The following is an 18,073-nucleotide window of genomic DNA, read 5'->3' on the forward strand; positions in this document are numbered from 1 at the left end:
GACCGCCCGTCCGCCCCTTCCGTCCCCGCCCCGCCCGGCCGTAAGGAACCTCTGTCCGTCATGACGACCGTCAGCGAACTTCCCTCCGCCCTCACGCTGCTCCCCCGAGCCCAGGCGGGCGACGAGCACGCGATGAACCACCTGCTGACCGCCATCACGCCCTACGTGGCGCGTATTTGCCGGTCCATCACCCATGACGACGGCGCCGACGCCACGCAGGAGGCACTGCTGGCCGTCTACCGCGGCCTGGGATCCCTGCGCGAACCAGCGGCGTTCTACGGCTGGGTGCGCTCCGTGTCGGTCCGGGAGGCCGTCCGCACCGCCAAGCGCTACGGCACGGAGCGCTGCTGCTCCGAGGTGGAGGCTCGGCAGGAGACGAATCCCCTGGACGCGGTGTACATCAGCGATGTGCTGGAACGCCTGTCGCAGGCGCACCGACAGGTCCTCGCCCTGCGTGTCTACGGGCTCAACGAGGAGGAGATGGCCGAGGTGCTCGCCCTGCCCGTGGGCACCGTCCGTTCCCGTCTCTTCCGTGCCCGCCGCCGGTTCCAGGAAGCCTGGCAGCCCTCGGCGGCGTGAGGCCGGTCCGGCCCCCGCGGGGGCCGGACCGTTACGGCGGCGGCCGTGGCGGTGTTTCCGCCACGGCCGCCGTGCGGGGCCCGGCAGGCCCCGTTCCGCACTACCGCACGCATTCCGGGAGGACACGCGGGGGCCACTGCCCCGCGGCGAACATCCCGAGGGCGTGTGCCCGCGCCACGAGGGCGGGCCGGTTGGGCGCGTCGAAACGACGCAGCATCTGTCCGACGCGGTACTCGATGCCCTGGCGGCTCAGATACAGACGGGAGGCCAACTGCACCGTGGATTCGCCATTCGCCACACCCTCCAGAACCTGCGCGTCCAGGGCGCTGAGCACGGGCCCGCCGGTGACCGCTTCCGCCGTCCGGCGCAGCAGGACGACGACACCGGCCATCTCACCCGAGGGGTGCCTGACGGCGATGGCGGTGATATCGGCATGGAAACTGCGGCCGTCGCCGTCCCGGCCCGTCACCTTCTGCTTGAATCTCCGGCTGGGCCCCGAGGAAAGCGCGGCGAATTGTTCCCGCAAATGGCCCGGAGTCCGCGACCGGAGCAGTTCGAGGAGTCCGCGTCCGCAGATCTCGTCGGCACTCAGACCGAATTGGCGGGCGAATTCGGGTTCCGCGGCCGTGACCACGAGGTCCTGCGGGGAGAGGTGAGCCGTACAGGTGGCCGCCGGGGTCACGTGGTCCTGCGCGGCGATCAGGTCGCGGCGGGCGGGAACAGCTGTGGCTGCGGTCCTCTTCTTGCTGGGCGAGGCGTCGGGGTAGCTCTTGGTGGCCACGGACGTACCTTCCTTCTTCCTGCACGTGGGGGGCTGGGAAGGGTGTCAGGGACGCGGAGCGGACCGATGCGCTGTACCTGGGTGTCGACGAGCGCCCGGTGACGGCACCCGCCACCTCGTCGGTGGCCGGGGCCGGAGTTCCGCGTCGTTCCCGGCCGGCGGCGGGCCCCGGAACCGGGTTCAGGTCGGGTGAGCGGAGGGTGCGGAGGGAACGGTGCCGAGGCGACCGTCATCCGGGTCTGCTGGGCAACGTTGTCATCACTGCTGTTCGAGCCCGAGGTGCGGTCCCGTCGACGGGCGGGCGGGCGACACGGAAGCCCTGTCGAGACGAGAAGCCCGTTCGGGCAGTGGGGAGCACGAAAACCTCCACGAGGCGAAGAGGGGATCGTCAGGGGGAAGCCTCCTTCGAGATTAAGGGGAGACAACCCTTGAGACAAGAGTTTGCCAGGTGATCTGGGCAATGCGTCAACTCTTGTGCGAGCGGGCCGAATTCGGGCCCCGCGAACCGCCGTCACCAACAATCCCGCCGGCCCGGGACGCTGCCCATTGGAATGCGCTTACCCGCCACACCTAACGGCTTGTCGCCCCTTGCCGCGCTCCTTGAAGTGCTGACAACTCACCTGCCCGATCGGGCAAGCGGAACCACGGATACCGCGCCGACCGGGCCACCGAACCCGAGGAGGGAGATGCTCGACCAGCCGCAGTTCGGCCGTCGGCTCAAAAGACTCCGGACCGCACGCGGCCTGAGCCAGGCCGACGTCGTCGGCGACGGCATGTCGACGGGACACCTGTCACGCCTGGAGTCCGGCGGCCGGCGACCCACCGAGCGCACCGTGGCCTACCTCGCCCGGCGACTCGGCGTCGACGCTTCGGCCCTGACCGGCCCGCAGGACGACGGGTCCCTGAGCGGAGTGCTGGCCGCCGTGGTCTCGGCGCCGTCCGGGACGGACAGCACCGCGGCGCTCGACCGCGCGGTCGAGGACGACCCCGGCGACGACCCCGCCGCCCGCTGGCAGGCCCTGTGGCTGCTCAGCCAAGCCGCCGGTCGCGACGGCGACCACCGGTCGGAACGCACACGGCTGCTGGAACTCCTGGCGCTGAGCCGCTCGTTGGACGCCCCCGACCTCCACACCCGCTCGCTCGTCCGCTACGCGCGCTGCACACGGGCCATCGGCGACCTGGACACGGCGGAATCGGCGGCGACGGAGGCACTCGCCCTCGCCCGCACCGCGCACCTGTGCGTGCCCGACACCCTGGCCGCCCTGCTGGAGCTGATCAGCACCGAGACGGAACTGGGCCGGTGGGAGGCGGCCTCGCAGCACGTCGACGAGTTGGACCGCGATCTGCTGCCCCGGGCCTCTGCCGTACAGGCAGCCGAGGCCCTGTGGACGGCCGCCGTGGTCAGCAGCCGCAAGGGCGACGACGCGGCCGCCATGGCCCGGCTGGACCAGGCCCTGAGTCTGCTCAAGGACGGACGGGAGGACCTGACCGCGTGGGCCCGGCTGCGGACCGCCGCCGCCGCTGCGGCCCTGCAGATGTCACCGCCCCGGGTGGCTGCCGCAGAGGAATGGCTGACAGCGGCCGCCTCCGTCCTCGATCTGACCGGCACGCCTGCGCAGCTCCAGGAACTGCACGCCCTCCAGGCTCATCTCGCCTTCGCGCAAGGGCGGTTGGAGGACGCCGCCCTGCTGAGTCGGACCGTGCTGTCCGAGGAGGACCTGCGTCTCCCCTACCGTGACCGGGTACGGCTGTCGGTCCTCGACGGCCGGCTGGCGATCCACGCGGGCCGGGTCGAGGAGGGCGTCGCCGCGCTCCAGCAGCTCGCACGGCAGGCCACGCAGTCCGGGTACGTCGGCCTCGCCGCCCACGTCTGGCAAGTGCTGGCCACCGCCCTGGCTGCCGGCATCCACCCCTCCGGGGCGGCCCCCTGCCACACGTGCCGCGGCCGGTCGGGCGGGCCGCGGTCCGTCAACGGGCGGGGCACTCGCGCCGGCGGGGCGGACGGCCTCGCAGAGAGCAGAGGGAAGCCGTGACGACGGCGCGACGGCCCAGCCGGCGCGAACGGCCTGGGCCTCGCGCCGACCCGTCACTGACCGGCCGGAGGGCCGCCCACGCGCGGGCACGGGCACGACGGCACCGCGGGTGTGCGGGTGTGCGGGTGTGCGGGTGTGCGGGTGTGCGCTCAGCCTCCAGCAGATCGCGCGGAGCGGATCCGGAAGCGCTTCGGTCAAGCTGGGCCGCCACGGTGCGGGCGGCGACTCGTCCTGCCGTCGCACAAGCCCTCCGGCACACTGGATCGCATGGAAGAGATGGACCGGCAGCTCGGTCTGCGGCTGGAGAAGGCCATCATGAGCCTGCTGGAGCGCCGTGCCGACACCGCGTCGATCTGTCCGTCCGACGCGGCGCGCGCGGTCTACGAGGGAGACGACGGCTGGCGGGCCCTGATGGAACCGGCCCGCCGCGCGGCATGGCGTCTGGTGAACGACGGCGAGGTCGAGGTGACGCAGGGCGGCCGGCCCGTCGTGGAGACGGAGACGCGCGGACCCGTACGTATTCGGCGCGCGCGCCGGTAGCGGCAGCTGGGCACCTCCAGGTGCGGACACGGCCACGGCACGATTCCCGGACCGCCCCCGAAGGTGGCCGTGGACGGTCAAGGAACGCGTCGCCTGCCCCGAAGACCGACCGCCGGCGTCAGTTCAAGGACGGCGTCCGCCCCCAGCGCAACGGCGAACAGTTCGCCAACCGGGTCTGCGGCAAAGCCTCCCGGCGCCCGGGGCGGAGTCGGTCACTTCGAAGCCCACCGGGGCGAAGAAGCAGCCGCCCACCGCAAGGGGTCGTCCTCCAGCGCCGCGCGGTCCCACTGTCCGCGCACCGCGGCGGCTTCGTAGGTGGTGTGGAGGAACTCGGTGAGGGCGCGGTCGGGGTCGGGCGCGGCACGGACGGTCTCGTAAGGCAGCAGGAACTGCTTGAACTCCGCGCTGAAGTGGGCGCCTTCCGGGCCGACCGGGTAATCGGCGAACCCGTCGGGTTCGGGGTAGGCATAGGCGTAGAAGGCGCCCTCCTCTCCACCGCCGGGCCAGAACCCGCAGCTCGACAGCTCCCGGGAGTAGCCCTCGACCATGACCCAGTCCCCGCAGTTGGGTGCGCCGCCAGGGTGCGGCGGAGCCGCCCGTCCGGAGAAACGGGTGCAGGCCAGATCCATCGCGCCCCAGAAGAAGTGCACCGGGCTGACCTTGCCGACGAAGTACGAGCGGAACTCGCCCATGACCCGGTTAGCCTGCAGCATCTGGCGCCAGAACAGGGCAGCCGCTTCCCCGTCGTAGGAGGCGTGGTCGTGGTCCTCGGCGAAGGGGATGGCCGGCTCGACCTCGTTGGGGTACGGATGGATCGGGGCGTCGATCCCCAGCTCATCGAGCTCGTGCAGGATCCGGCTGTAGAACTCGGCGACCGGCATGGGACGGAGCGGGAAGCTTCGCGCGCCGCCGTCGCTGCTGCGGACGTCGAGCCGGTGGCCGACAAAGTCGAACTCGATCTCGAACGCCCCGGCGCGGTACGGGATGGCCGACGTCGTCAACCCGCGGGGGCTGACGTACAGAGTCACCTGCCACCAGTGGTTGATCAGGGGTGCGTGGGCCATCCGGATCTTTCCCACGATCTGGGTCCACATGTGGAGAGTGTCGCGGGTGGCGGTCCAGTCCGAGACCCGCAGGCTCGGCCAGTACGTCGCTGGTGCGGTCATCGCTTCTCACATCCGACGCGAGGTGGGAGCGGGTGGCGAACAGGAACAGCACCGTCCGCCGCTACCAACATACGGGAAGCGGGCCGGGCCGCATCACTGACCGCAGGGCCCCGCGTGGTCGCAGTAAGGCTGGAGGCGGCTCTGCCCGCAGCCGCACAGCACGGCCCTGGTCTCGGCTCGCACACCTTGCGGTGTGTCCACGCTCAGCTCCCCGCGCACGGTCAGTTGCCCGGCGGCACTGCGGGTGATCGTGGTGGGCCGGTCGGGGCGCCCCTCCGTTCCCGTCGTGCTCGGCTGCTCAGTCGCTGACCTTGCTGCGGGGCTGGTACAGCAGGTCCTACGCTCGTCGAGAGTCGTGCGCACCAGCGCCGACCCGACTCCCGCACCCTCGTACTCCGCCTTGCAGCCGGGCCGGATCGGCCGGGGTCTCGATCATGTTGAGGTAGACGTCGCCGGTGAAGCGCTCTGCGGGGGCCTTGACGGTCGGGGTCTGCGTGACGATTTCCATGGAAGGCGTTCCTTGCTGTGGGGGGAGGGCGACGCCGTGGCCGGCGGTCAGGGCCTGAGGAGGGCCTTGATGGCCCGGCGCTCGTCCATGGCCCGGTAGCCCTCGGCGACCTGGTCGAGGGGCAGGGTGAGATCGAAGACCTTGCCCGGGTCGATCCGGCCGGTCACGACTCGCTCGACGAGGTCGGGCAGGTAGCGGCGCACGGGGGCGGGGCCGCCGCGCAGGCCGACGTGGGAGAAGAACAGCTCCGGCCCGTCGACGGAGACGTCGTGCGGGACGCCGACGAAGCCGACGCTGCCGCCGGGGCGGGCGGAGTGCAGCGCCTGCCGCATGGCCTGCGCGGTGCCCACGCACTCCAGCACGCTGTCGGCGCCGATGCCGCCGGTGAGGTCCTTGATCCTGGCGATGCCCTCGGCACCGCGCTCGGTGACGATGTCGGTGGCGCCGAACTCCCGGGCCAGCTTCTGCCGGGACGCATGGCGGCTCATGGCGACGATCCGCTCCGCGCCCCTCTCCTTGGCGGCGATCACCGCGCACAGCCCGACCGCTCCGTCGCCCACGACCACGGCGGTGGAACCCGGCCGCACCTCGGCGGCGTCGGCGGCCCACCAGCCGGTGCCCATGACGTCGGAGACGGCCAGCAGACCGGGCCACAGCTCCTCGTCCGGCACCACGTCCGTGGCGACCAGGGTGCCCTGGGCGTTGGGTATGCGGACGTACTCGGCCTGGCAGGTGCTCATGAACTCGCGGTGCAGGCAGTTCGACGGGAAACCGTTGCGGCAGTTGGCACAGGTGTTGTCCGAGGTCGCGAACGAGCCGACGACGAACTGGCCCGGCTTCACCGCCGTGACCTCGGAGCCGACCTCCTCGACGAAGCCGACGTACTCGTGCCCCATCGGATGGGCGTCGCCGATCGGCTCCAGGCCGCGCCAGGGCCACAGGTCGGAGCCGCACACACAGGTGACGGCCGTGCGGATGACCGCGTCGGTGGGGTGGAGGATCTCCGGGTCGTCCAGCGTCTCGAAGCGGACGTCACCGGGGGCGTGGATCACTGCGCCGCGCATGGGGGTTCCTTTGCTCACATGGATTCGGACCTCTGTGGACGGTCCGCGTACGGCCGCCCCCGGGCGGAAGGCCGGGGACAGTGCCGTCTCCTCCAGGTAACCCCATCGGCTGCGGCCAACCAGGCACCGAGCCTGGAGATGGCGGCCGAACCCGGCCTCACGGTCACCATCTACACGGCGGAACCCGGCTCCCCCTCCGAAGAGGGCCTGCGCCTGCTCGCCTCCTGGTCCGCGACACGGGAAGCCCTCGCCGGACCGCAGCGGGAGGACTGACCGGCCCCCGGGGCGGGCGGCGCCCGAAGTGCTCGCGCGGCTGTGAGCAGGCAGTCTGTGAGCAGCGCGGAGGACGCCCGGCGCGCGCCTCCGCGGCGCCTCGTGGTGCCCGCACGGGCTACTCACCTCGAAAGGTCCCTGTGATGCAGACCCTCACCCTCAACAACGGCGTCGAGATGCCGGCCCTGGGACTCGGCGTCTTCCAGACCCCGCCCGACGAGACCAGGGCCGCTGTCGCGGACGCGCTCGACCTCGGCTACCGGCACATCGACACCGCCGCCGCCTACGGCAACGAACGCGAGGTCGGCCAGGCCGTCCGCGACTCCGGGGTGCCGCGCGACGAGATCTTCATCGAGACGAAGATCTGGATCAGCGACTTCGGGTACGACGAGACCCTGCACGGCTTCGAGAAGAGCGCCGCGAAGCTGGGGGTGGACCGTCTCGACCTGCTGATCCTGCACCAGGCCCTGCCGTCGGAGTTCGACAGGACCCTCGCCGCCTACCGCGCACTGGAAAAGCTCCTCGCCGACGGCAAGGTGCGCGCCATCGGCGTCAGCAACTTCATGGTCGACCACCTGACCACGCTGCTGGACGCCACCTCCGTCGTGCCGGCGGTCAACCAGCTGGAGATCCACCCCTACTTCCAGCAGCGTGCCGTGCTCGACTTCGACGACCGGCACGGCATCCTCAATCAGGCGTGGTCGCCGATCGGGGGGATCACCTTCTACCCGGGCTTCGGGGAGGACCGCAGGAGCGTCCTCGAGGACCCGGCCGTCACCCGCGTCGCCGAGGCGCACGGCAAGAGCCCCGCCCAGGTGCTGCTGCGCTGGGGTCTGCAGCAGGGCCGCTCGGTCATCCCCAAGTCCACCAGGCGCACCCGCATCGCCGAGAACATCGACGTCTTCGACTTCGAGCTCACCGCGGCCGAACTCACCGCCCTGGACGCGCTGGAGACCGGCCGGCGCGGCGGCCCCGAACCCGAGGACGTCACCCTCGCCGACTTCGGCCGCGCCGTCCCCGAGGCCTGACCCGCCCGGCGGCGGGCTGCCGGCGGCGGTCCTGTTCCGTGACCGGCTCAGGTCCGCACCGGCGGCGGCCTGTCCCCGGCCGCCCGCGCCGCAACGGCGCAGAACCCGGTCGTGGGCTCGCCACGTGAGGATCCGACCGGACGTGGGTCAGTCGATGCCTTCGACGATGCGGAAGTCCCGCTCGACGCCGTCGGAGAGGGCGACCAGCGCCTCCTGGTAGGACGCGCTCTCGCGCGCCGCGACGGCCTGCTCGAAGCTGTCGAACTCGATCAGGACGGTGCGCTCGGCGATTCCGGCGTCGTACGCCACGACCCGACCGCCACGGACGAGGACCCGGCCGCCCCCGGCCGCGACGGCCAGGCGGGCCAGCTTGTTGTAAGCAGCCAGCTTCTCAGGGTCCGAGATGGTGCGGTAGACGCTGACCCAGTAGCCCTTGGGCATGGAACCTCCGGTGTCGGGATGAGTGCATCTGACTTACGGGGTGGTCCCGGACGAGCGTCGGCGGGCGAGAGCGAGGCTTGTCAGCGTCGTGATCGCCATGGCGCCGATGCCGACCAGCGCCGCGGTGGTGTAGGCGCCGTCGTCGGGGAAGAGGTGGCCGGGGCCGGTGCCCGCGGCGAGGATCAGGCCGCCGATGGCGCTGCCCAGGGAGTACCCGACGCTGCGGACGACGTAGTTGAAGCTCATGGCGCTCGACGTCTCGCTCCTGGGGGTGACGGCCAGGATGACGCCGGGCATCGCGGCCGAGAAACCGCCGACGCCGAAGCCGAGCACGCCCATCGCCACGAACAGTTCGGCCAGGTCCGACCTGGCCGCCGCGAACAGGGCGAACCCGCCGCCGACCACGACGGCGCTGCCCGCCAGGAGCAGAGGGCCGGCGATCCGCGTCCGGACCCGCGGCATGAGCTTGCCGGCGACGAACCCCAGCACCGAGAACGGGATGAGGACCAGCCCGGCGAGGAAGGTCGTCAGCCCGAAGCCGTAGCCGGCGCCGTGCGGCGTCTGCGCGTACCGGGTGATGAGCGTGAGCAGGAGGTACATGCCGATCCCGCCGACGAACATGGCGAGGTTCGCCCCGGCGACCGCCGGGTGCCGCACCGCCCGCACGTCGACCAGGGGCGTCGTGCTGCGCAGTTCGACGACGGCCCAGACGCAGAGCAGCACCACCGCGACGACGGCAAGGCCCGCGGCCACGGCGAGGTGGCGGCTCCACAGAGTCCGTTCGCCGGCGAGGAACAGCACCAGGAGCAGCGCGGCGGCCAGGACGACCGCGCCTGCCACGTCCACGCGGGCGGAGCGGCCTTCGGGGGCTTCGGGCATGGAGCGCCACGCGGTCAGGAGGGCGGCGGCGGTGACGACCAGGCCGAGGCCGTAGGCGGCCCGTACCCCGCCGAGCTCGGCGAGCAGTGCGGCCAGCGGGTAGCCGACGCCGGCCCCGATGATCGAGACCACCGAGATCAGGGCGATCACTGCCGCGCCGCGCTCCTCGGGGAGGTGGTCCCGGGCCACGCCCATCATCAGCGCCGTCAGCCCGAGCCCGACGCCCTGGGCCGCCCTGCCTGCCAGCAGCCACGCGAACGGCAGCGGCAGCACGGTGAGCACGCTGCCGGCGACGACGACCGCCAGCGTGGCGAGGATCGTGGTCCGCCGGTGCGGGCCGGCTCCGAGCCGGCCCAGGACCGGCGTGGCGACGGCGCCGCTGAGCAGCGCGATGGTCAGCGTCCACTGCGCGCTGCCGAGCGAGACGTGGAACGAGGTCGCCACACTGGTGATGAGCGGCGTCCCCAGGCTGGCGACCGCCGCCACGACCAGAGCGACGAACGTCAGGGCGGGGACCAGCAGCCGCGGTTCGGAACGCGCCACCGGGAACGCCTTCTCCGCGGCCCCGCCCACCGGTTGCCCGGTCACTGCTTCGGCCTTTCGCGGGCCTGGCTTTCGAGCTCCGCCAGATGCTTCAGGGCCGGAAGGGCCGCCACCAGCGCCTCGACCTCGTCGCCGGTGAGCCCGCCGATCAACCGCTCGAACGCGTGGACGCCCGCCTGGCGCCGCGTCCGGACATAGGAGGCGCCGGCCTCGGTCAGGCACACCAGAGTGACCCGCTTGTCGGACGCGTCGCCCCGCCGCTCGACCAGGCCGGACTCCTCCATCACCCGGACCAGGGCGGTCATCGCGGGCTGGGTGACGCCCTCGACCGCGGCCAGATCGGTGATGCGCCGCGGGCCGGTCCGGTCCAGCGTGGCCAGGGTGGCGGCGGACGTCAGGCTCATGTCCCGGGGCAGGCGTCTCGCGGCTCTGGTGGCCAGGCCGTAGAGGGCTTCCCCGATGGCGGCGGACGCGCCAGGAGCGGTGTCTTGACGACTCATGCCCGAAGCATAGCCTTTTTATATTCATAGTTTATGGAAATCGCGGACTGGTACGGGCGGCCTCGACGGCGGTGGCCAGTGGATCGCGGGGTGCGCGGCCGAGCAGGTCGGCGAGGTCGGGTGCGGTGCCGTCCAGGAAGCCGTGCCGGACGCCGGTGGCGATCGAGGCCAGCATCGGCGGCTGGAACGGCAACAGCCCCGGCGTCTCGAGGAGCCTGCGCCGGTACTCGCCCAGGCTGATGGCGCGGTGCGCGACACCGAGTCCGCCGGCCACCTGTCCGGCCGTGACCGGTGTGCCGACGAGGTCGTAGACGCGCCCGCCGTGAGGTGCGGGATCCGACGCCACCACCGCCGCGGCCTCGGCCAGGTCTTCTCGCGCGACCGCGGCCAGCGCACCCTCACCGAAGGCGGACTCCACACCGTCACCGGCCCACATCAGCAGGCCCCCGAAGAGTTCGGCGTACAGGCCGTTGCGCAGGATCGTCCACGGCACCCCGCTCCCCCGCACCAGGCGCTCGGTCGCCCGGTGCGCGAGTGCGAAACCGAGGTGATCGCCGGCGGTGGTCAGGCTCGTGTAGACAACATGACCGACGCCGTCGCGGACGGCGGCGTCCAGGACCGCCGCGTGCCGGGCGACGACCCGGTCGTCCTCGGCATAGCCGGCGGAGACGAGCACCAGAGTCGACACACCGGCGAGGTCGAGGTCCGCGGGGTCGTCGAAGTCGAGACGCCGCATCCCCTCGCCCGGCGTGCGGCTGCCGCCGCTCGCGACGGCACCGCGGGCGTGCAGCGCCGCAAGTGCGGCCGAGCCGAGGTTCCCACGCGCTCCGGTCACCAGAATCATGATCACTCGCAGTCTTCCGTCGTGGTTCCGATCAGTAACTACGCTTGATCCTCGACCGCACTCTCACCGGCCACAAGAAGGCAGTCCGATGTCACTCACGCACACCGCGGTAACCACCACCCCCGCCGAACTGGACCCGTGCGGACGCGAAGACCACCCCGACTGCGGCATCCGCGACGTCCTGGACCGCATCGGGGACAAGTGGTCGGTGCTCGTGATCGTCGAACTCGCCGGGGGGCCACGCCGCTTCCGTGAACTGCAGCGCGCCGTCGACGGCATCTCCCAGCGCATGCTCACCCTCACCGTGCGCAGGCTCGAACGCGACGGCCTCGTGCTGCGCACCGTGTACCCGACCGTCCCGGCCCGGGTCGACTACCGCCTGACCGGGACCGGGGCCGGCCTGACCCACTTGGTCAAGGCGCTCGCCGACTGGTCCCTCGCACACCGTGACGTCATCGCCGAGGCGCGGCACGCGTACGACCGGGCCCACCCCGACCACGACATCCGCTGACACGAGCAGCGGGATCGAGCCCCCGAGGCCGCCCGGCGGGTTCGTGGGAGCATGCCGTCCCATGACCCCACACGACTTGACGGCCGAGGTCCGGCAGCTGCTTCACGAACTCTGCGTCGACCTCGGCTTCTGTCTGCCGCCCGAGGAGCGTCGGCGCCTGCGGGAAGCACCGCCGGCCGACGCGGACGGCTTCACCGGCGCCGTCTTCGCGGCGGAGGGCTTGGACCCCGGCCCGCATTCCGAGTTGTGGCGCCAGGTTCGGGACCGGGTGGAGCGGCACATGCGCAGATGGGGCGAGCCGCGTATCCATGTGACGGATTGGGACGAGACCGACGGCCGGGGCGTGCCCGCGGTCTTCGTGCACAACATCTTCACCTGGGGCGGAGACGACCTCTACGGCTTCGCGGCGCAGCGTCCACTGGCCGACCGTCACCGTCTGCTGCTGGTGGACCGGCGCGGTTACGGTCGCAGTCCGGACACCGCGCGCGGCGACTTCGAGACCGACGCCGACGACGTCGTCGGCCTGCTCGGCGAACCGCGTTCCGGCCCGGACGGGCACCAGGGGCCGGCGCATCTGGTCGGTCACGGCAACGGCGGGGTGATCGCCATGCTCGCCGCCGCCCGCCGCCCCGATCTGGTCCGGTCGCTGACGCTCATCCAGCCGTCCGCCTTCACGGCCGCCGCCGAGCACCCCACCGTCGCGGCGATGCTGGAACGCGTGGCCGGGACGGCTCCCGGGCACCTGCCGGAGTCCGTGACCGCGGCCGAGTTCCTGCGCGCCTCCACCGAAGGCATCGGGCTGCCGATGCCGGAGCCGACCGCACGGCGGCTGCGGGCGGTGGCCACGTCGATGCGGGAACGGCCCATCTGGGAGGCGAACGTTCCGCTGGAGCCGCTGCGTTCCGCTCCATGGCCGACGCTGATCGTCTGCGGTACTTGGGAGGACGCCCCCACCCTCTACCGCACCCACGTCGGCGAACCGCTGATGGCGTGCGCCGAGGTCCTCACGGACGCCCTCGGCGCCCGGTTGCTGCGCGTCCCGGGTTTCTACCCGCACACCCAGCATCCGGACGCCGTCAACGCGGCCCTGCGACAGCATTGGGGCATCCGGTGATCCGGGCCGCGTGCATGCCGCCGCCGGACCACCGGAATGACCGCATCACCGCCTGCGGGGCCGGCCGGTGCCGATTCCCGCCACATGCAGCGCCAGGGCGGTCAGCCCCAGCAGCATGACGTTCACCGAAGAAAACACGTCGTTCGTGCCGATCTCCGCCGCGTTGATGAGGAACGCGATGAAGAACAGGACCGCTGCGACTATTCCGACCATGACAAGCTCCCTCTCCTCAGGATGAAGCCCGTATGCCCGCCCAGCGCGCTCGCAGACCCACCGGAACCGGAACCGCGCCGGAAGAGCCTCACAGTCGCCGGACGCGCAGCACACAGCTCCGCATGGGCAGGGTGCACTCACCGCGGGACGTTTCCGGTTGGGCCTGGGCGGTGGTCAGGGCAGGGTCCATTTCTGGTTGGGTCCGGTGTGGCAGGTCCACAGATGGACCGGCGTCCCGTCGTTCCACGTACCGCCCGAGGCATCCAGACACTTGCCCGACTGCGGATTGCGGACCGAACCGTCCGACTGCGCCGACCACTTCTGCGCCCCCGTCCCGTTGCACGTCCACAACTGCACCCGCGTACCGTCCGCACTCCCCCCACCCGAGACGTCCAGACACTTCCCCAACACCCTCAACGAACCGTCACCCGCAACCGACCACCGCTGCGCCACCGTCCCGTTGCACGTCCAGAGCTGCACCCGAGTACCGTCCGCCGTACCGGCATCGGCCACATCCAGACACTTGCCACCGACACCCCTCACCTCACCCGTGCGCGGATCGGAAGGGGTGCCGGCCTGCTTGATCCGGATGTTGCGGAAGGCCACCTCGTCGCCGTCTCCGTGGTTCTGCAGGCCGATGTGCCCCTGCCGCAGGCTGCGCGCCGGGTCGGTGTTGGTGAAGTCGTTGATCCTGCGGCCGTTGAGGAAGAGCTCCAGCCACTCCCCGGTGACGCGGATCTCGTACGTGTTCCACTCCCCCGGCGGGTTCAGCGCCGCGTCGCGTGCCGGCAGGTCGGCCGACTGGAATCCGTACACGGCTCCCGTGGTGCGGTCGGCGGCGTCGGTGGCGTCGATCTGGATCTCGTAGCCGTTGTTCACCGCCGACCACGGGTCGTCGGACGACGGGAAGCCCACGAACACACCGGAGTTGTCGTCGCCGCTCGCCTTCCAGTCCAGTTTCAGGGAGTAGTCGCCGGTGATCTCCCTGGCGTCGTACCAGAGCAGGCCCAGACCGCCGTGCGAGGTCAGGGTGCCGTCGGCCAGGGTGAAGCCGCCGGGTCCCGCCTGCTTCCAGCCCGTCGTGCCGGTGCCGTCGAACAGCGGCGTGTAGCCGGTCTCCGGGCGGCAGTCGGCCTGGGTGGTGCCCGCGGCCCAGCGGATGCCTCCGAGCAGGTGCCGGCGGAAGACGGGATCCGCGTAGGACTCCTCGGTGTGGCCGCCGCCTGTGTAGAAGGCGCGGCCCCCGGCGTAGTCCTTGCACCATGCGATCGGGTGGTCTCCGGACATGCTGCCGCCGGAGTAGCTGGACTCGTCCAGCGAGGCGAGGACGTGGGCGGTGGTGCGGGGGTTGGTGCGGTAGTTGTACCACTCGTCGGTGCGCTGCCAGGTGCCGCCCAGATGCGCGGTGGCGTCGTGCGCCCGGTCCTCGACCTCGACGGTGGCCTGCTGGATGGCCGGGTGGGACTGGAAGAGGGCGCCGGCCAGCCCTTCGTAGAACGGCCAGTCGTACTCGGTGTCGGCGGCTGCGTGGATGCCGACGTATCCGCCGCCCGCCCCGAGGTACTGCTCGAAGGCGGTCTGCTGGGTGGGGCCGAGGACGTCGCCCGTGGTCGACAGGAAGGCCACGGCCCGGTACCGGGCCAGGTTGGCGGTGGTGAAGGCCTGCGGGTCCTCGGTGGCGTCGGCGGTGAAGCCGTTCGCCGCTCCGAGGTCGCGCAGTGCGGTGATGCCCTCGTCGATCGAGGAGTGGCGGAAGCCCGCCGTCCGGGAGAAGACGAGGAGCCGGTACGCGGGGTCGGCCGCCGCGGCCGCCGCGACGTCCGCGGTGCGGGCGGTGTCCTGTGCGGCCGGTGCGGCCTCCGTCAGGGTCGCGGCCTGGAGCGTCAGGCAGAGCACGGCACCTGCGCACAGGCGGAGCGCCGTCTTGAGAGGGGTACGCATCGTGGGTCGCCTCCTGGCTACGGCAGGGTCCATTTCTGGTTGGGTCCGGTGTGGCAGGTCCACAGATGGACCGGCGTCCCGTCGTTCCACGTACCGCCCGAGGCGTCCAGACACTTGCCCGACTGCGGATTGCGGACCGAACCGTCCGACTGCGCCAACCACTTCTGCGCACCCGTCCCATTGCACGTCCACAACTGCACCCGAGTACCGTCCGCACTCCCCCCACCCGAGACGTCCAGACACTTCCCCAACACCCTCAACGAACCGTCACCCGCAACCGACCACCGCTGCGCCCCCGTCCCGTTGCACGTCCACAACTGCACCCGAGTACCGTCCGCCGTACCGGCATCGGCCACATCCAGACACTTGCCACCCACACCCCTCACCTCACCCGTGCGGGTGCCGTCGGCGGAGGTGGTGAAGGAGAACTCGTCGACGTCGAAGAGGGCGCCCGCGCCGCCCTTGAAGACGAGGTGGAGGGTGGTGGGTCCGGCCGGCTGGTCGCTCAGCGGCGCCGTGACGTCCGTGAAGGTCTCCCAGCCGCCGGTGACCGGCACCGTGGCGGTGCCGAGCAGGGTGCCTGCGGGTGATCCGGCGCGGACCTCGAGGGTGCCGCCGGAGCCGGCCGAGGAGACGCGGGCGGTGAAGCCGGTGGTGTTGTCGAGGCTGTAGGGAGTGAAGGAGATCCAGTCGCCGTTGTGGATCTCGCCGACCGTCCTGCCGCCGTGTGCGGAGGCGTGGTTGACGACCTGGACGCCGGCGGAGTCTCCGTAGTGCTCGGCCTGCCGGTGGCTGGGCTGGGTGATGTGCTGGTCGTGCGCGGTGAGCGCGGGCTGGCCGCCGGCGCCCTTGTCGGTGTACTCGGCGTCGACGACGCCGAAGATGTTGGCGTTGGGGTCGTGTTCGCCGTCGGCCAGGGTCCGCAGGGTGCCGGTGCAGCCGGTGGCCGAGGTCTGCGGGTGCCCGTGGCTGTCGTGACCGACGATGAAGGTGACCTTGACCTTGGCGCAGTCGATCGTGCCGTCCTCCGGGTCGGTGACCGTCACCCGGAACGGGATGGCGTCGCCGAAGTCGTGGATCCGTCCGTCGGCCGGGGTGTCGAGCCGCACGGTCGGTGCGGTGTTGCCGACGGTGATCCGGACGGAGGCGGTGGCGGACTTCCCGGTGGGGTCGGTGACCTTCAGCGTGGCGGTGTACTGGCCGTTGACGGTGTAGGTGTGGGAGGGGTCGGCCGCGGTGGAGACGGCGCCGTCGCCGAAGGTCCAGGCGTGGGTGAGCGCGCCTCCGTCCGGGTCGGAGCTGCCGGCCGAGGAGAAGCCGACGGTGAGCGGTGCGGTGCCGGAGGTGGTGTTCGCCCTGGCCTGGGCCACCGGGGCGCGTCCGCCGGTCACGTGCTCGATGCGGTAGAGGGCCGAGTTGGCGTCGCCGTTGAAGTAGCCGGTGCCGTAGTCGAGGACGTACAGCGCGCCGTCCGGGCCGAAGGCCATGTCCATCACCTGGGTTCCGCTCCAGGGGAAGGCGTTGATGGACTGTACGGTTCCGTCGCCGCCGGTCTCGATCCGCTTGATCCAGCGGCGGCCGAACTCACCGGCGAAGAAGTCGCCGTCGTACTCGGCGGGGAACTTCACCTCGGAGGTGGAGCCGGCGTCGTAGCGGTAGACGGGTCCGCCCATGGGCGACTCGGATCCGTTGCCGAACTCGGGGACGGATCCGCCGTCGTACGGGATCCAGGCGGGCTGGGCGGGCGGCAGGTCGGTCAGGCCCGTGTTGCGGGGTGAGGTGTTCTTCGGTGCCGCGCAGTCGAAGGACGGGCCCGAGGCGCCGGTGCCGAAGTCGTGGTCGGTGTACGCGTCGTTCCTGCCGGTGCAGTAGGGCCAGCCGAAGTTGCCGGCCCTGGTGATCCGGTTGAACTCGACCTGTCCTGCGGGGCCGCGGGAAGCGTCGGCGGTGCCGGCGTCCGGACCGTAGTCCCCGACGAGGACGGCGCCGGTGGCCTTGTCGACGCTCATCCGGAAGGGGTTGCGGAAGCCCATCGCGTAGATCTCGGGCCGGGTCCTCGCGGTGCCGGGTGCGAAGAGGTTGCCCGCCGGGATGCCGTACGTGCCGTCGGCGTTCACCTTGATGCGCAGGATCTTGCCGCGCAGGTCGTTGGTGTTGCCCGAGGAGCGCTGGGCGTCGTAGGCGGGGTTGCGCGAGGCGCGCTCGTCGATGGGCGTGTAGCCGTCGGAGGCGAAGGGGTTGGTGTCGTCGCCGGTCGACAGGTACAGGTTGCCGGCCGCGTCGAAGTCGATGTCGCCGCCGACGTGGCAGCACAGTCCGCGGGAGGCGGGCACGTCGAGGATCTTCTTCTCGCTGCCCGGGTCCAGGGTGCCGTCGGCCCTCAGGACGAACCGGGACAGCCGGTTGACGCCGTCGAACGGGGTGAAGTCCGAGGCGTTCCCGTCGGCCGGGGCGTCGCCGGCCGGCGTGCCGAGCCGGGGGGCGTAGTAGAGGAAGACGAAGCGGTTGGAGGCGAAGGCCGGGTCGACGGCGACGCCCTGCAGGCCCTCCTCGTCGTGGCTGTACACCTCCAGCCTGCCCGCCACGGTGGTGTTGCCCGCCGCGTCGGTCAGCCGGAGTGTGCCGTCGCGCGAGGTGTGCAGCACCGAGCGGTCCGGCAGGACGGCCAGTGTCATGGGCTCGCCCGTCTCGGCCACTCCCTTGGCGAGGGTGACCTGCTGGAAGTCCTCGGCCGCGGCGGCGGAGGACTCGGCGGGGACGGCGGGGGTTCCGGCGGGGGCGGCGGCGGCCGGGCCCAGGGGCAGCGTCAGGCCCAGGGCACACACCGCGGCCGTCAGCAGTGTGCGGACGCGTCTGAGTCCGAGCGGTTTCGTGCGCACGGATGTCTCCAGGGATATGGGGGGTGGCGGCGGTCCCCGAGGGGCCCGCCGTGAAGGAGTACGGGCGCGCGCCGTCGCGCCGTCGGACGCCGGTCCGTCACCCGGGCGGGCTCATGACCGGTTCATTTCAAGGAAGTTAGCGGGCCGGGTACGAACGCGTAACCCCTTTCGCACGCGGTCCCGCGTCTTCTTCCTCGCGTGGGACAAAGTGCCGTCCCGGCGTGAGCGGGACGCGG

The 18,073-nt window shown here is 71.7% G+C and carries 17 protein-coding genes and 2 pseudogenes; 7 read left to right on the top strand and 12 right to left on the bottom strand.

Translation table 11 applies throughout. From position 1 onward, the window contains the following. Nucleotides 1-60 precede the first annotated feature (60 nt). On the top strand, nucleotides 61-579 hold the full coding sequence (locus tag CNQ36_RS01495) for an RNA polymerase sigma factor (protein ID WP_121544602.1): 519 nt from the start codon (nucleotides 61-63) through the stop codon (nucleotides 577-579). A gap of 100 nt (nucleotides 580-679) precedes the next feature. Here CNQ36_RS01495 and CNQ36_RS01500 read toward each other — a convergent pair whose 3' ends face one another. Continuing rightward, on the bottom strand, nucleotides 680-1,360 hold the full coding sequence (locus tag CNQ36_RS01500) for a PAS domain-containing protein (RefSeq protein ID WP_121544603.1): 681 nt from the start codon (nucleotides 1,358-1,360) through the stop codon (nucleotides 680-682). A 686-nt stretch (nucleotides 1,361-2,046) separates the two neighbouring features. On the opposite strand from CNQ36_RS01500, the gene CNQ36_RS01505 reads away from it, so the two are divergent. Beyond that, entirely contained in the window at nucleotides 2,047-3,393 is a 1,347-nt protein-coding gene (locus tag CNQ36_RS01505) for a helix-turn-helix domain-containing protein (RefSeq protein ID WP_121544604.1), read from the top strand. Between the two features lie 267 nt (nucleotides 3,394-3,660). Continuing rightward, a complete protein-coding gene (locus CNQ36_RS01510; protein ID WP_121544605.1) occupies nucleotides 3,661-3,933 on the top strand; it encodes a DUF3253 domain-containing protein in 273 nt (90 codons plus the stop codon). Nucleotides 3,934-4,145: 212 nt separating this feature from the next. Here CNQ36_RS01510 and CNQ36_RS01515 read toward each other — a convergent pair whose 3' ends face one another. The 4 genes and pseudogenes from CNQ36_RS01515 to CNQ36_RS01530 all read right to left on the bottom strand — a co-directional run bounded on the left by CNQ36_RS01515 (nucleotide 4,146) and on the right by CNQ36_RS01530 (nucleotide 6,671). Continuing rightward, nucleotides 4,146-5,099, bottom strand: coding sequence for a DUF5996 family protein (locus CNQ36_RS01515; RefSeq protein ID WP_121544606.1), 954 nt, complete (start codon nucleotides 5,097-5,099; stop codon nucleotides 4,146-4,148). A 93-nt stretch (nucleotides 5,100-5,192) separates the two neighbouring features. Beyond that, a complete protein-coding gene (locus CNQ36_RS35675; protein ID WP_323135669.1) occupies nucleotides 5,193-5,462 on the bottom strand; it encodes a CDGSH iron-sulfur domain-containing protein in 270 nt (89 codons plus the stop codon). 40 nt (nucleotides 5,463-5,502) lie between these two features. Beyond that, nucleotides 5,503-5,607, bottom strand: a pseudogene (locus CNQ36_RS35680) ((R)-mandelonitrile lyase); the annotation flags it as partial. 47 nt (nucleotides 5,608-5,654) lie between these two features. Next, on the bottom strand, nucleotides 5,655-6,671 hold the full coding sequence (locus CNQ36_RS01530) for a zinc-dependent alcohol dehydrogenase family protein (RefSeq protein WP_121544607.1): 1,017 nt from the start codon (nucleotides 6,669-6,671) through the stop codon (nucleotides 5,655-5,657). Nucleotides 6,672-6,800: 129 nt separating this feature from the next. On the opposite strand from CNQ36_RS01530, the pseudogene CNQ36_RS01535 reads away from it, so the two are divergent. Together CNQ36_RS01535 and CNQ36_RS01540 are read left to right on the top strand one after the other, a co-directional pair. Then, nucleotides 6,801-6,944: pseudogene (locus tag CNQ36_RS01535) on the top strand (transcriptional regulator); the annotation flags it as partial. Between the two features lie 143 nt (nucleotides 6,945-7,087). Next, on the top strand, nucleotides 7,088-7,972 hold the full coding sequence (locus tag CNQ36_RS01540; RefSeq protein WP_121544608.1) for an aldo/keto reductase: 885 nt from the start codon (nucleotides 7,088-7,090) through the stop codon (nucleotides 7,970-7,972). Nucleotides 7,973-8,119: 147 nt separating this feature from the next. Here CNQ36_RS01540 and CNQ36_RS01545 read toward each other — a convergent pair whose 3' ends face one another. The 4 genes from CNQ36_RS01545 to CNQ36_RS01560 form a co-directional block, all read right to left on the bottom strand. After that, on the bottom strand, nucleotides 8,120-8,413 hold the full coding sequence (locus CNQ36_RS01545) for a DUF1330 domain-containing protein (protein ID WP_121544609.1): 294 nt from the start codon (nucleotides 8,411-8,413) through the stop codon (nucleotides 8,120-8,122). A gap of 33 nt (nucleotides 8,414-8,446) precedes the next feature. Next, entirely contained in the window at nucleotides 8,447-9,880 is a 1,434-nt protein-coding gene (locus CNQ36_RS01550; protein WP_121544610.1) for an MFS transporter, read from the bottom strand. Further along, the gene (locus CNQ36_RS01555; RefSeq protein ID WP_121544611.1) at nucleotides 9,877-10,239 is read right to left on the bottom strand and encodes a MarR family winged helix-turn-helix transcriptional regulator; all 363 of its coding nucleotides are present in this window, start codon (nucleotides 10,237-10,239) and stop codon (nucleotides 9,877-9,879) included. The genes CNQ36_RS01550 and CNQ36_RS01555 overlap by 4 nt, the downstream gene beginning before the upstream one ends. A 127-nt stretch (nucleotides 10,240-10,366) precedes the next feature. Next, nucleotides 10,367-11,179 carry a Rossmann-fold NAD(P)-binding domain-containing protein gene (locus CNQ36_RS01560; protein WP_121548323.1) on the bottom strand — a complete coding sequence of 271 codons (813 nt, stop codon included), beginning with the start codon at nucleotides 11,177-11,179 and terminating at the stop codon, nucleotides 10,367-10,369. Nucleotides 11,180-11,267: 88 nt separating this feature from the next. Between CNQ36_RS01560 and CNQ36_RS01565 the strand changes: the two genes are divergently transcribed. Together CNQ36_RS01565 and CNQ36_RS01570 are read left to right on the top strand one after the other, a co-directional pair. Continuing rightward, nucleotides 11,268-11,690 (top strand): winged helix-turn-helix transcriptional regulator, encoded by a 423-nt coding sequence (locus CNQ36_RS01565; protein WP_004936220.1) that lies wholly within the window; start codon nucleotides 11,268-11,270, stop codon nucleotides 11,688-11,690. 280 nt (nucleotides 11,691-11,970) lie between these two features. Next, a complete protein-coding gene (locus tag CNQ36_RS01570; RefSeq protein ID WP_121548324.1) occupies nucleotides 11,971-12,804 on the top strand; it encodes an alpha/beta fold hydrolase in 834 nt (277 codons plus the stop codon). 45 nt (nucleotides 12,805-12,849) lie between these two features. Here the strand turns inward: CNQ36_RS01570 and CNQ36_RS34555 are convergent, their stop codons facing one another. From CNQ36_RS34555 to CNQ36_RS01580, 3 genes are all read right to left on the bottom strand, one after another. Beyond that, entirely contained in the window at nucleotides 12,850-13,017 is a 168-nt protein-coding gene (locus CNQ36_RS34555) for a hypothetical protein (protein WP_163013174.1), read from the bottom strand. Nucleotides 13,018-13,191: 174 nt separating this feature from the next. Continuing rightward, nucleotides 13,192-14,958 (bottom strand): lectin, encoded by a 1,767-nt coding sequence (locus tag CNQ36_RS01575; RefSeq protein ID WP_121544612.1) that lies wholly within the window; start codon nucleotides 14,956-14,958, stop codon nucleotides 13,192-13,194. Between the two features lie 17 nt (nucleotides 14,959-14,975). Next, entirely contained in the window at nucleotides 14,976-17,837 is a 2,862-nt protein-coding gene (locus CNQ36_RS01580) for a lectin (protein ID WP_121544613.1), read from the bottom strand. Between the last annotated feature and the right edge of the window lie 236 nt (nucleotides 17,838-18,073).

It is taken from the genome of Streptomyces fungicidicus, assembly GCF_003665435.1.
GTDB classification, from domain to species: Bacteria; Actinomycetota; Actinomycetes; order Streptomycetales; family Streptomycetaceae; genus Streptomyces; species Streptomyces fungicidicus.